This is a genomic window from Pantoea sp. CCBC3-3-1, from assembly GCF_007981265.1.
GTDB lineage: Bacteria > Pseudomonadota > Gammaproteobacteria > Enterobacterales > Enterobacteriaceae > Erwinia.
Genome location: NZ_CP034363.1, coordinates 716,732 through 730,265, shown reverse-complemented (window position 1 = coordinate 730,265; position 13,534 = coordinate 716,732). Strand labels below are relative to the sequence as shown.

Here is a 13,534-nt window from a genome sequence, read left to right as displayed (position 1 = left end):
CCGCTATCATTTTGCGCTACGCAGACATTTTTGTGACCCATCCCGCAGCCGCTTATCCAGATGCCAAAATTAACCCGGCATCGTGCCGCCATCCTTGTGCGGCTGAACGATGCTCCACCTCATCCTGCTTTTTATACTGAACCGGCAGTCTCTTATCTCGCCGGTCGGTACGCATCTTAACCATAACTTCAAGCGACTGACCGCCCTACACTTTGAGGTTTATGGCATGAGAATTCATCATATTGAGGTGATTCGCCTCAGCATTCCTTTTGAAAGCGATCGCGATTCCATTATCAAAGAAGAAACCACATGGAATGCCGCGTCGCCTGCGCTAAAGCAGATGGAAACGCTGCTGGTGCGGATTGAAACCGACACCGGCTTGCAGGGTTGGGGAGAAGGTTTTGGACATCTTTGTAATCCGGTCACCGCTCAGGCTTTGCAGGATCTGGTCATCCCTATGTTCCTGGGGAAAAACGTACCGCAAACGCGCGAAGCGTTAGTTGCCCTGACAACAGAAGCAGAACAGGCGCTGCATGCTTTTGGCCGTAGCGGTCCGGTACGCTATGCCCTGTCGGCAATCGATATTGCGCTGTGGGATCTGCTGGGACAGCATCTGGGCCAGCCGCTGTGGAAGTTATTGGGCGGACGCCGTGAGATCGGTCTGTATGCCAGCCTGGTCAGCTATAACAATCAGCCAGAAGAGGTCGCACGTCAGGTACAGCGTGCCTGGCAGGCGGGTTTCCACACGCTTAAGCTGCACGAAACGGAATACGAAGCCATTGCAGCAGCCCGCGCGGCACTGCCGCCAGAAGCCACGCTAATGGTCGATGTGAACTGTCCGTGGACGGTCAGCGAAGCCAGCCGCCGTGCTCGTCAGCTGGCGGAACTGAAGCTGGGCTGGCTGGAGGAACCGATCTGGCCGCCAGACGATATCGACGGGCTGGCTCAGGTGCGACGTGAAGGCACGCCCATCGCGGCCGGTGAAAATGCATCGGGCGAATGGGGGTTTGAATCTTTTTACTCCAGTCAGGCTGTTGATGTTGTACAGCCAAGCGTGGCGAAAGTCGGTGGGATCACTGCATCATTGCGCGTCATTGAACGTGCGCAATTGCACGGTGTAAAAGTGGTTCCACACTGTTTTTACTATGGCGCGGGTTTACTGGCAACCGCGCACCTCGTGGCGAGCCTGCCTGCCGATATTCTGCTGGAAGTGCCTTTTATCCGCTTCTCCGCCCTGCTTTATCCGCAGCTGGCTTTTGCCCCGACGCTCACCCTCGCGGAGACGCCCGGCCTGGGTTTTCAACCGGACAGCAATGTACTGAGCAACCACACCCTGAGTCACAGCACATTTAGCGCGGAGGGCATTCATCATGTTTAAAAATTATCGTAGCGTCGTTGCGCTGCTGCTGTTTTTTGCCGGGATGCTGAACTACCTCGACCGCGCCGCGCTCTCCGTCATGGCACCGCTGGTGAAAAAGGATCTGCAAATCGATGATGCGCAGATGGGCGTTCTGTTCAGCTGTTTTTTTATCGGCTATTGCCTGTTCTGTTTTCTCGGCGGCTGGGGCGCAGACCGCTTTGGCCCGCGCAAAGTGTTTAGCTGGGCTGCCGCTATCTGGTCGCTGTTTTGCGGCGCGACCGCGCTGGCAGGCAATTTTACGCACTTACTGATTGTGCGGGTGCTGTTCGGCATTGGCGAAGGCCCGATGGGCACCACCACCAATAAGTCAATTTCGAACTGGTTCCCACGCAAAGAAGTGGGCCGCGCAGTGGGATTTACCAATGCCGGTCAGCCGCTGGGCGCAGCGGTCGCCGCGCCGATAGTGGGTCTGGTTGGGCTGCACTTCGGCTGGCGCGTGTCGTTTGTGGTGATTGCTGCGCTGGGCTTCGTCTGGCTGGCGTTCTGGCTATGGCTGTTTCGTGATAAGCCGGAGCAACATCCTCGCGTTAGCGAGCGCGAGCGGATAACCATCGCGGCTCAACGTCCTGCCACTCGCGCACCTGCAGCAGCGGCTCAGCCAACAAAACTCTGGGGTTATGTTTTTTCCCTGCCGGTACTGGGTGTAGCTGCGGCATTCTTTTGCTTCAACTATATCCAGTTTTTCTTTCTCTCGTGGCTGCCGAGCTATCTGACCGATTTCCAGCATCTGGATATCAAAAGCATGAGCCTGATCGGCATTCTGCCGTGGCTCGGCGCGACCATTGGCTTTATCGGCGGCGGCATGATTTCGGACGCGCTGTTCCGTCGGACCGGCAATTTTCTGCTGTCGCGTAAGCTGGTGATTTTTTGTGGACTGGCGGTCGCAGCAGTTTGCGTCATGCTGACGGCCTGGGCAAGCAGCGTTACGGTGGCGGTATCGCTGATTACGCTGGCCAGCGTATTTGCCTATATGACGCCGCAGGCATGCTGGTCGCTGCTTCAGGATATTGTGCCGGCGGAACGCATCGGCACGGCCGGTGGATTTGTGCATTTGCTGGCAAACCTGGCGGGAATTTTATCCCCGGGCATTACCGGATTTTTAATCCAGTATGGCGGCGGCTATTCTTCAGCCTTCCTGTTGGCCAGCGCGCTGGCACTCGCCGGTATCGCGCTGCTGGCGCTGTTTGTTCGCCAGCAAAATGTTAACCAACTGCGTTCCCTCGCGTGATATTGATGGCAGGCTCTGCCTGAGAGCCTGCCAGCTTAGTGAACTGCCCGATGATTTTTAATAAAAGGAGCTTTAGATTAAATGGATAATAATGACGGCATTAAAATTATTCTCTCCCCGGTACATCTTGCAGCCTTGCTATCAGATAAAAGTGTCAGCGAGGGAGAAACCCTTAGCAATCGTCTGTATGGAGGTCTGGGCCTGGCGGGTGGCATTATCGAAATGTTCGGTGCCGGAGCGATGTGTATTGCGCCCGAGCCTACAATGCTCACAAAAGCCGGATGTGTCATCGTCGGAACACACAGCCTTGATACCGTACAGGCTTCACTCAGGCAGGTCTGGACAGGTCGCAATACAGACACCGACACTTATAATTCTGCCGTTTCATTAGCCGAATCACTGGGGGCAGACAGGAAAGCTGCGATGAAAGTCGGTTTTACGGTCGATCTGGCAATTCCGCTCGTCTTTTCTCTCGCTATCGGCGCTCAGCGAGTTATTGCAATTCAAAGTGGGCGGTTAAAATTGTCTGCACATGAAGCTCTTCCTGGCAGCAGAGCGGGCGGCCATACAATTGACAAACATATCGGTAAAACTTCGGAAGAATTACTGGCCAGACTCAAGGCGTCTCCACGACTCACCCAGTCGAGTAGCTTCCAATCAATGCGGGATGCAGAAGCTCTTATTTCAAAAGTCCTGCGAGACAACAAAAATCAGATTGCCGTATTAACAAAAAATGTCCCTTCGGGGCAGAATCTAAAAATGGTCTTTGACAGGAATTTTGCAAAGCAAACGGGCATCTCTGTTAGCCGGGGGGAAAAAGAGGCTAAAGCCTGCTATCAAGTCAGAATAATTCTGAAATTTGAATCCTGGCATGGGAAACCCTATTTTATTCTTACAGCTTTTCCAATGGTTTAATTTATGAAAAATATCAATACATTTGGACTGGACAGCTTAATTGCGGTCTATTTTGGGCAAGATTACGATATGTTCGGTAGCGGTGAGAGTGTTGATGCACAAATTGATGCCTGGATTGCTGAAACGCCGGACGCATTCAGGCACGGTTTGATCGGGGATATCGATCAGTTTTACCGCGAGTGTGACAATCTTGAGGAAGACTTTGAAGCCCGTTACGGGTTCGATTTTTCACCCGAACTATGGGGAACAACGCCGACTGATTTTCTCAGGCTTCTCAGAGAAAAAGTCATTCATTCTCTTGAATGAATTAACAAACTTAACAAGCGCTACAATAAAGACCGAACCTGGCAAAGCAGATAATCGGTCTGGTATTTGCTGATGAGATCTCCGGATGTGAGTAATGCAAAATTAGCCTGTAGCATCCGTTATTCTTGCAGGCGGTCGTGGCAGTATTACGACCGCCGCACTTACCTTTCAGCTAAATGTTCCACTGGCCTGACGATATAGAATACGCCGACCCGATTTCCCTCTTTTATGAGCCTGTCAGAATATCCGTTACGCGCTCATCATCCCTTTGACCAGCTCAACGCAGCGCAGGAAGCGCTCGTCATAATTATCCTGCTCGACATGAACAAACTCGATATTGTTTTCCTTCAGCATTGAAACCAGCAGCGACTGAAACTCTTTACGGTCCACCGAGCTGCCCAGGCTACGCAGGCCATCTGCCACCCAGGGCACATTGTTTTCCACCAGGATCACCAGATCGAAGCGGTATTCGTCAATCAGCGCCTGCACAAAGGGATGTTCGCGCCCTTCATACTTTTTGCAGAACGCCTGCGTGGTGACGAAATCGGTATCGATAAAAGCGACCTTGTTCGCATATTTAATTGCGAAATCAATGTACTGCGCCTGACCGAGCGCAATTTTATCGTAGTCGGAATATTGCAGCGCCATCTCGTCACCGCCCAGATGAGAAAAGACGTAATCACGACCAAATTCCCAGGCGCTGGTGGTGTTAAAGATGTTGGCAAGCTTGTTGACCAGCGTTGATTTTCCGCTGGATTCGCCGCCGAGGATGGCTACCGTACGCACAAAGAAAGGCTTCACTTCCGTTGGGATATATTCCCAGTAGCGGAACGGATCCTGGCGGATCTGCCCGCCGCTGATATTCATAAAAGATCGCCTGGGATCGATCAGCACCGCTTCAATGCCCAGATGTTCCTGATACTGCGGCGCATCCAGTTCTTCGCTGGTGTAAACCCGGTTTGGAATGATGCCGTGGTTTTCCATAAAGTCGTTGATGCCGCGACTCCAGATATCCCAGCCGTGCGGATAAGGCTCCATTCCTTCTTCATTGAACGAGTGAATACGGATATTTTTCTGATATTTGAAGGTTTGCAGCAGCCAGCGCAGGCGGTCGCTTACCGTAGGCTGTTGCGACATCGCACTATCTTCAAACAGCTGCCGATCGCGCGGATCGTCGTAGCCCATGATGATATGCAGCTCATCAACCTGACTACAGGCGCGCTGGATCAGATAAATGTGGCCGGTATGCAGCGGATAGAATTTACCAAACACCACGCCAATGGTTTTTTCACGGCGGGGAAATTCGAGTCCCAGATAGCGGTGCAGCGCTTCCAGCTTTTGCGCGCTGGGGCTTTTAATCTTGGCATTCAGCAGCTGGCTGAGATAGCCCTTGGTCATCCCGCTGGCTTCCGCCACCTGCTGCAACGTATAGCCCCGATGACGGATAGCCGTTTTCAGATATTCGAAAGACGACATCAAATGCCTCCTGCATATAAGGGCGCACCCTTCAGATGATAAAATGCCTGGTCAGGGCGAACATGCCGCCCCAACAGAAGTTAACTGCCTGAAGGCGGTCAGAGATCGTCCAGAATCGCCAGCGCGTCGGCCAGCTTTTTCACGCCGTAAACTTTCATGTTTTCCGGCACTTTTTTCGGCACGTTCGCGGCAGGCACAATCGCCCGTCGGAAACCGTGCTTCGCCGCTTCAGAAATTCGTTCCTGGCCGCTTGGCACCGGACGGATTTCTCCAGCCAGCCCGACTTCGCCAAAGACCACCAGATCCTGCGGCAAAGGTCGATCGCGCAGGCTGGAAACCATCGACAGCATCAGCGCCAGATCGGCACTGGTTTCGGTCACTTTTACACCGCCTACCACGTTAACGAACACATCCTGATCGGCCATCTGCAAACCGCCATGCCGGTGCAGCACGGCCAGCAGGATCGCCAAACGGTTCTGCTCCAGCCCTACGGCCACGCGCCGTGGATTGCCCATCATCGAGTGATCCACCAGCGCCTGTATTTCTACCAGCAGCGGCCGCGTGCCTTCCCACAGCACCATAACGGAACTGCCAGAGGTAATTTCATCACCCCGGCTGAGGAAAATAGCGGAAGGATTGCTGACCTCGCGCAGACCCTGTTCGGTCATGGCAAACACGCCCAGCTCGTTGACCGCACCAAAACGGTTTTTATGGCTGCGCAGCGTACGGAACCGTGAATCGGCATCACCATCCAGCAGCACCGAACAGTCGATACAGTGTTCCAGCACTTTAGGCCCGGCCAGCGAACCATCTTTAGTCACGTGCCCCACCATCACGATCGCCACGCCGCGAGTTTTGGCGAAACGCGTCAGATAAGCGGCGGTTTCACGCACCTGCGCCACGCTGCCTGGCGAAGACTGGATGTCTGCCATGTGCATGACCTGGATGGAGTCGATTACCATCAGCTTTGGCTGTTCCTGCTCGGCGATCAGACAGATCTGCTCGATGCTGGTTTCCGAAAGCATATTGAGGTTTTCCGTAGGCAGGCCAAGACGATGCGCGCGCATCGCCACCTGCTGAAGGGATTCTTCGCCGGTGACGTAAAGGGTATTCATGCCTTGAGCAAGCTTGCAGAGAGTTTGCAGCAACAGCGTACTTTTCCCTGCCCCCGGACTGCCGCCGATCAGGATTGCACTGCCCGGCACCACGCCGCCGCCCAGCACGCGGTCAAACTCTTTGAAGCCGGTGCTGAAACGCGGCAGCGCTTCCAGGCTGATTTCCGACAGCTTCTGTACGCGGCTGGGGCCAGAACTGCTGCCCGCATAGCCCGAGAGCCGCTCGTTGCGGGCGACCGTCGGCGACGCCGCCAGACGCACTTCGGTAATGGTATTCCAGGCGTGACAGGCACTGCATTGTCCCTGCCAGCGTGGGTAGTCTGCGCCACATTCGTTACAAACAAAGGCACGTTTTACCGCTTTAGCCAAATTGACCTCTTAACGCTCATCATTGATCAGACTGCCGCTGAGGATGCAGAACACCCCCATCAGGTCGGCATGACGGATCGTCACTTCAGTTTTTTCATTCACTTTCGGCTTGGCGTGATAAGCAATGCCCAGCGCGGAAGCGCCAATCATCAGCAAATCGTTGGCGCCGTCGCCGATAGCGACAGTCTGTTCAGGTGGAATTTCAAATCGCGTCGCCAGCGCCTTAAGCGTGTCCGCTTTATATTGCGCATCGACGATATCGCCTGTCACTTCGCCCGTCAGTTTGCCGTCGCGGATTTCCAGCGTATTGGCGACAATTGCTGATAAATGCAATGTATCGCGCAGGTACTCGGCAAAGTAGGTGAAACCACCAGAAGCAATCGCGACATGCCAGCCCATCGCATGCAGCTTCTGCACCAGCGAAGTGAGGCCTGGCATCAGCGGCAGCTCATCGCGCACCTGCCTGAGAATATTGGCATCGGCATCTTTAAGTGTAGCTACGCGCTGGCGCAGGCTGGCGGTAAAATCAAGCTCGCCGCGCATCGCACGCTCGGTCACTTCAGCCACCAGCTCGCCGCTGCCGGCCAGTTTGGCGATTTCATCTATACATTCGATTTCAATGGCGGTGGAATCCATATCCATCACCAGCAGGCCTGGCGTTTTCAGATGCGGAATACGGCCCAGCGGCGCAACATCCAGTCCGGCTTCATGCGCCAGCTTTAACGCGCGCGGCGTCAGGGAACCCGCCAGACGAATCACCTGATAATCTTCCACGCGCCAGGCGCTGACGATGACCATTGCCGCGCCCAGCTTATGCTGTAGCGCCGTCAGGCAATCTTTATCCAGCTTCCGTCCATACAGAAGCCAACCCGTTCGGCCCGCATGGTAGTCCAGCGGCATCACTTCATCGCCACTCAGAGAGAGAGGTAAACCCGGCCAGAGAGAGACATCGGAAGGCAGGTCGCACCAGGTCAGACTATTTGGCATTATAGCTCCTGTAGGGACATATTAACCACGCAAGAGGCTACCCTGACAGGCCCGCTTCTGGCAACATAAAGCTTTGGGCCGCTCTGCGTTTTGTAGATATTTTTAAAGGGTAATGATGGCCAAAGCCAAACTGAAATTTCGCCTGCATCGTACCGCGATCGTACTGATCTGCCTGACGCTGCTGGTCGTGCTAATGCAGGGTGCCTCATGGTTTAGCCTTGGGCGGCAAATGGCGCGTTCCGAACAGGTTGAGGAGCTGGCCCGCACGTTAACGCGGCAGGTAGCATTCAGCCTGTCGCCGCTGATGGAGAACAGTGATGATAACCATCAGAAAATTGTCGATATCCTGACGCAGCTGACCCGCGAGAGCCGTATTCTGGACGCTTCAGTCTATGACGATGCCGGAGCGCTGCTGGCGCATAGCGGTGAAACGATTAACGTGCGCGACAGGCTGGCGCTGGATGGCCAGCGGGCCGGCAGCTACTTTAACCATCAGCTGGTGCAGTCGCTGGACAGCCCGGACGGGCCACGCGGCTTCCTGCGCGTCACGCTGGATACGCACGTGCTGGTCACGGAAGCTAAACAGGTGGATAACACCACCAACATTCTGCGTCTGATGATGCTGCTGGCGTTGGCGATTGGGATTATCCTGACCCGAACGCTGCTCAGAGACCGCCGCACTCGCTGGCAGCAGTCGCCATTCCTGCTGACCGCCAATAATCCCGTGAAAGAAGACGAAGAGAGCGACGAGCCTTCGGTGAAAGAGAAATCCTGAAATGATGATGCCGGATGACGGCATCATTACCTGATTGAGAAAGACTCACCGTTACCTTGCTTTCCTGCCTTAATGGACGTAGTAAAGCGTAGCGTGTTGCCCGTGCACGGCCATATTTAATAATCTGAGGATCGGCGGAAATCAGGCGTGACAGCGTCGCCTGGCTAATACCGATCCGGGCCATTAGCGTTGCCGCATCGAGCGGACCTTGCAAAAGTAGGGCGCTAATTTCAGCCATAGTGAATAGATTCTTGAATAGATTCGTGAATAGATAATTATCACTTAACTTAATAAGAAAAAAGGAAAGTTTTGTAAAACCTAAGGTGGTTGTGAATAGATACTGAAGGGGAAACGCTGACCAGGGAGCGGCCAGCGTTGAGAGTACGATTAAATCAGGCTTTGTCGCCCAGCAGTACAGATTCCAGCGCGATTTCGATCATCTCGTTGAACGTGGTCTGACGTTCTGCCGCCGTGGTCTGCTCGTGAGTACGGATATGGTCAGACACGGTGCAGATTGCCAGCGCTTTTGCGCCAAACTCTGCCGCCACGCCGTAAATTCCAGCCGCTTCCATTTCCACGCCCAGAATGCCGTATTTTTCCATTACGTCGAACATCTGTGGATCCGGCGTGTAGAACAGATCCGCAGAGAAGATATTGCCAACGCGCGCATCAACGCCAAGGTTTTTAGCCGCGTCTACTGCGTTACGCACCATCTCGAAGTCGGCGATTGCCGCAAAGTCGTGATCCTTGAAGCGCATACGGTTTACTTTGGAATCGGTGCTGGCACCCATGCCAATCACGATGTCACGCAGCTTCACGTCCTCGCGCACGGCACCGCAGGAACCCACACGAATGATTTTTTTCACGCCAAATTCAGTGATCAGTTCTTTAGCGTAGATTGAGCAGGAAGGAATGCCCATACCGTGGCCCATGACGGAAATCTTGCGGCCTTTATAAGTGCCGGTATAGCCCAACATGCCGCGCACGTTGTTCACTTCTACCGCATCCTGCAAAAACGTTTCTGCGATATGTTTAGCGCGTAGCGGATCGCCCGGCATCAGCACAACGTCAGCGAAATCACCCATTTCAGCGTTAATATGAGGGGTTGCCATCTTTTTTCCTTATCTTATTCTGACCGGCGTCGACGCGCCGGTATGTTACGTTTCGCTGATTACAGCATGCTTTTGCCATATTCCATGGGGGTCAGGCCAAAATAGTTTGCAATAGTCTGACCGATATCGGCAAAAGTGTCACGATATCCCAGCGAGCCTGGCGTAACGCCCGGGCCGTAGATCAGCACCGGAATATGCTCACGGGTGTGCTCCGTGCCTTTCCAGGTAGGGTCGCAGCCGTGGTCGGCGGTCAGGATCAGGATATCGCCCTCCTTCACCAGCGCCATCAGCTGCGGCAGGCGACGGTCAAACAGTTCCAGACCGCCCGCGTAGCCCGGCACATCGCGACGGTGCCCCCAGGTGGAGTCAAAATCGACGAAGTTAGTGAAAACGATGCTGTTATCCGGCGCGATTTTCATCTCTTCAATCGTGGCGTCAAACAGCGCGTCCAGTCCGGTCGCCTTCACTTTTTTCGTAATGCCAACGTGAGCATAGATATCGGCGATTTTGCCAACGGAGATCACTTCACCCTTCTGCTCATCAACCAGTTTTTTCAGAATGGTCGGTGACGGCGGTTCAACGGCCAGATCGTGACGGTTGCCGGTACGCTCAAAATGCCCGGCTTTATCGCCCACGAATGGACGCGCAATCACGCGGCCAATGTTATAGCCGCCTTCAGTCAGTGCTTCACGGGCGATTTCGCACAGCGCATAAAGGCGTTCGAGGCCAAACGTCTCTTCATGACAGGCGATCTGGAATACGGAGTCAGCAGAGGTGTAGAAAATCGGCTTGCCGGTTTTCATATGTTCCTCGCCCAACTGGTCAAGGATCACCGTGCCGGAAGAGTGACAGTTGCCGAGATAGCCCGGTAAACCGGCCTTTTCCACCAGCTCATCCAGCAGCGCCTGCGGGAAGCTGTTTTCTTTCTCGGTAAAGTAACCCCAGTCGAACAGCACCGGAACACCGGCGATTTCCCAGTGGCCTGACGGCGTATCTTTCCCGGATGAGAGTTCGCTGGCATAAGCGTAAGCGCCGATAATCTGCGCGTCTTTATCCAGCCCCAGCGGGAACCTGCCGGTGGATTCTTCTGCCGCTTTGCCTAACCCTAAAGCGGTCAGGTTCGGCAGATGCAGCGGCCCTTTGCGCCCTACGTCCGCTTCGCCCTTATAACAAGCTTCAGCAATATGTCCCAGCGTATCGGAGCCTTCATCACCAAACTTGTCAGCGTCTTTACTGGACCCAATTCCGAAGGAATCGAGCACCATAATAAATGCACGTTTCATCGTGGTCTCCTGCGTCTTACGACGCGCTAAAATTTTATCGATCAGAGTAGTATGACGGTTATCCGGTGATTCTGCGACAGATAACTGGTGTCTTTGCCGGCGTGCTGTCGCTGAGGGATATGGCCTGTTTTACTGCCGTGGCCGCTTCCTGCCAGCTCGCCTCGCTGGCAGCATGGATGACCGCCAGCGGACGCTGGTTATCTGCATAATCCCCCAGCTGCGCCATCTCACTAAAGCCGACACTGTAGTCGATGCCGTCACTGGCGCGACGACGACCGCCGCCCATTGTCACAATCGCCATACCCAGCGCCCGCGTATCCATTGCGCTGATAAAGCCGGGCTTGTCAGCGTAAACCGCTTTACTGAGCATCGGCGCGGGCAGATAGCTGTCCAGCCGTTCAATAAAGTCCGCCGGGCCTTTTTGCGCCTTCACCATGCGGGCGAATACTTCCGCCGCGCGGCCGTTATCCAGCACCGCCTGAAGCTTGTTGACAGCATCGCTGTTATCCACCGCCAGCCCACCGGAAACCAGCATCTCGGCGCTCAGTGCCATCGTCACTTCCAGCAGGCGCGGATTGCGGTATTCACCGGTCAGGAAGCGTACCGCTTCACGCACTTCCAGCGCGTTACCGGCGCTGGAAGCCAGCACCTGATTCATATCGGTCAGCAAAGCTGTCGTTTTGCATCCTGCTCCGTTTGCCACGCCGACGATCGCCTGCGCCAGCTGCTCAGATTTCTCAAAAGTTGGCATAAACGCGCCCGAGCCGACCTTCACATCCATCACCAGCGCATCCAGCCCTTCGGCCAGCTTTTTCGCCAAAATTGAGGCAGTGATTAGCGGAATAGAGTCGACCGTCGCGGTAATATCACGCGTGGCGTAAAAACGCTTGTCGGCCGGAGCCAGCGAGTTGGTCTGGCCAATAATCGCCACGCCAACCTCTTTGATGATACGGCGAAACGCCTGGTCGTCGGGGAAGATATCAAAGCCAGGGATCGCTTCCAGCTTGTCCAGCGTGCCGCCAGTATGACCCAGACCGCGCCCGGAAATCATTGGCACAAAGCCGCCGCAGGCAGCCACCATCGGTCCCAGCATCAGCGAGGTCACGTCGCCCACGCCGCCGGTAGAGTGTTTGTCCACCACCGGCCCGCTGAGATCCAGCGCCTGCCAGTTCAGCACCGAACCGGAGTCGCGCATTGCCATGGTCAGCGCCACGCGCTCCGGCAGCGTCATATCATGAAAAAAGATGGTCATCGCCAGCGCGGCAATTTGTCCTTCGGACACGGAATTGTCGCGCACACCGTTGATGAAAAAGCGGATCTCTTCTTCCGTGAGCGTCAGCCCATCCCTTTTTTTACGGATAATTTCTTGTGGCAGGAACATGGTGCCCCCTGGTCATTTTCAGCCCGGACGGATACCCTCCGGGCAAGTTAAAGCGCAAGGCTGAATAGCCAACAGTGGCGTGCCGTGAGTGTGTCAGCAATCTGAGTGGACTTGACTCACCGCCCGTTTAATACGCCGAGTCGCTTTTGGCGGAGGAATGTCCGGCAGCATTCAGCAGGCTGGCTAACAGGCTTGAAGCGCCAAAGCGGAAATGACGCGCATCCGCCCAGTCGCTACCGAGAATGTCATCGGCCAGCTTCAGGTAGATGGCTGCATCTTCAGCGGTTTTCACGCCGCCCGCCGGTTTAAAGCCAACCTGATGCTTCACGCCCTGGTCAGCAATGACGCGCAGCATGATTTCAGCCACTTCCGGCGTAGCGTTAACCGGCACTTTTCCGGTCGACGTTTTAATGAAATCGGCGCCGGCAGCGATGGCGATTTCCGACGCTTTGCGGATCAGTTCAGCTGATTTCAGCTCGCCGGTTTCGATAATGACTTTCAACAGCACGCCCGAATCGGCACAGGCTTCTTTGCAGGCACTAACCAGCTCAAAACCGATCTCTTCGTTGCCGCCAATCAAGGCGCGATAAGGGAACACCACGTCCACTTCGTCGGCACCGTAAGCGATGGCCGCGTGCGTTTCCGCCAGCGCGATATCAATATCGTCGTTACCCTGTGGGAAGTTGGTGACGGTAGCAATGCGAATATCTGGCGTGCCCTGCTCGCGCAGCGTTTTGCGGGCAATGGGAATAAAACGGGGATAGATACAGATAGCGGCGGTGTTGCCAGCCGGAGATTTGGCCTGATGACAGAGCGCGATAACTTTCGCTTCAGTATCGTCATCATTCAGGGTGGTCAAATCCATCAGTTTTAGCGCACGTACGGCGGCTGCGGTTAAATCACTCATTATTTTCTCCAAACATTACTGGCAATGTTAAAATAATAACATCCATCCCGGCGATTATCCGTGATGGTTTTCACACTCATAAAAAAGCTATTGCATGAATTGTATAAAATTCGTGACTACAATCACACAAATTGTCGCAATGGCGCGCTAAAAAGCGGCTTACACAACGCTGATAAACGCCATCATACAAAAATGTTATGATAGTAACATTTCATTGTAACCGATGGCGGAAAGGAGAGTCGGGGTGGAAGGCGTAAACC

The 13,534-nt window shown here is 54.5% G+C and carries 12 protein-coding genes and 1 pseudogene; 5 read left to right on the top strand and 8 right to left on the bottom strand.

Annotation, left to right across the window (positions count from 1 at the left end; genetic code table 11):
* Positions 1-226 precede the first annotated feature (226 nt).
* The 4 genes from EHV07_RS03305 to EHV07_RS03290 all read left to right on the top strand — a co-directional run bounded on the left by EHV07_RS03305 (position 227) and on the right by EHV07_RS03290 (position 3,869).
* Positions 227-1,378 carry a mandelate racemase/muconate lactonizing enzyme family protein gene (locus tag EHV07_RS03305; RefSeq protein WP_147195027.1) on the top strand — a complete coding sequence of 384 codons (1,152 nt, stop codon included), beginning with the start codon at positions 227-229 and terminating at the stop codon, positions 1,376-1,378.
* On the top strand, positions 1,371-2,648 hold the full coding sequence (locus EHV07_RS03300; RefSeq protein ID WP_147195023.1) for an MFS transporter: 1,278 nt from the start codon (positions 1,371-1,373) through the stop codon (positions 2,646-2,648). The genes EHV07_RS03305 and EHV07_RS03300 overlap by 8 nt, the downstream gene beginning before the upstream one ends.
* 81 nt (positions 2,649-2,729) lie before the next feature.
* On the top strand, positions 2,730-3,563 hold the full coding sequence (locus EHV07_RS03295) for an RNase A-like domain-containing protein (protein ID WP_147195021.1): 834 nt from the start codon (positions 2,730-2,732) through the stop codon (positions 3,561-3,563).
* A 3-nt stretch (positions 3,564-3,566) separates the two neighbouring features.
* On the top strand, positions 3,567-3,869 hold the full coding sequence (locus EHV07_RS03290) for a contact-dependent growth inhibition system immunity protein (RefSeq protein WP_147195019.1): 303 nt from the start codon (positions 3,567-3,569) through the stop codon (positions 3,867-3,869).
* 249 nt (positions 3,870-4,118) lie between these two features.
* Here EHV07_RS03290 and nadR read toward each other — a convergent pair whose 3' ends face one another.
* The 3 genes from nadR to serB form a co-directional block, all read right to left on the bottom strand.
* A complete protein-coding gene (gene nadR, locus EHV07_RS03285) occupies positions 4,119-5,345 on the bottom strand; it encodes a multifunctional transcriptional regulator/nicotinamide-nucleotide adenylyltransferase/ribosylnicotinamide kinase NadR (protein ID WP_147195017.1) in 1,227 nt (408 codons plus the stop codon).
* A 98-nt stretch (positions 5,346-5,443) separates the two neighbouring features.
* Complete coding sequence (gene radA, locus EHV07_RS03280) at positions 5,444-6,829, bottom strand: DNA repair protein RadA (protein WP_147195015.1); 1,386 nt, start codon at positions 6,827-6,829, stop codon at positions 5,444-5,446.
* Positions 6,830-6,838: 9 nt separating this feature from the next.
* Positions 6,839-7,816: a phosphoserine phosphatase gene (serB, locus tag EHV07_RS03275; protein ID WP_147195014.1), complete on the bottom strand. Its 978-nt coding sequence runs from the start codon at positions 7,814-7,816 to the stop codon at positions 6,839-6,841.
* Between the two features lie 115 nt (positions 7,817-7,931).
* On the opposite strand from serB, the gene EHV07_RS03270 reads away from it, so the two are divergent.
* Positions 7,932-8,591 carry a YtjB family periplasmic protein gene (locus EHV07_RS03270; RefSeq protein ID WP_147200512.1) on the top strand — a complete coding sequence of 220 codons (660 nt, stop codon included), beginning with the start codon at positions 7,932-7,934 and terminating at the stop codon, positions 8,589-8,591.
* A gap of 55 nt (positions 8,592-8,646) precedes the next feature.
* Here the strand turns inward: EHV07_RS03270 and EHV07_RS25115 are convergent.
* From EHV07_RS25115 to deoC, 5 genes and pseudogenes are all read right to left on the bottom strand, one after another.
* Positions 8,647-8,829, bottom strand: a pseudogene (locus EHV07_RS25115) (transcriptional regulator); the annotation flags it as partial.
* Between the two features lie 154 nt (positions 8,830-8,983).
* The gene (deoD, locus tag EHV07_RS03260; protein ID WP_147195012.1) at positions 8,984-9,703 is read right to left on the bottom strand and encodes a purine-nucleoside phosphorylase; all 720 of its coding nucleotides are present in this window, start codon (positions 9,701-9,703) and stop codon (positions 8,984-8,986) included.
* A 59-nt stretch (positions 9,704-9,762) separates the two neighbouring features.
* Positions 9,763-10,986: a phosphopentomutase gene (gene deoB, locus EHV07_RS03255; protein ID WP_147195009.1), complete on the bottom strand. Its 1,224-nt coding sequence runs from the start codon at positions 10,984-10,986 to the stop codon at positions 9,763-9,765.
* A gap of 58 nt (positions 10,987-11,044) precedes the next feature.
* The gene (gene deoA / locus EHV07_RS03250; RefSeq protein WP_147195007.1) at positions 11,045-12,367 is read right to left on the bottom strand and encodes a thymidine phosphorylase; all 1,323 of its coding nucleotides are present in this window, start codon (positions 12,365-12,367) and stop codon (positions 11,045-11,047) included.
* A 127-nt stretch (positions 12,368-12,494) separates the two neighbouring features.
* Positions 12,495-13,274, bottom strand: coding sequence for a deoxyribose-phosphate aldolase (gene deoC, locus EHV07_RS03245; protein ID WP_147195005.1), 780 nt, complete (start codon positions 13,272-13,274; stop codon positions 12,495-12,497).
* Positions 13,275-13,534 lie beyond the last annotated feature (260 nt).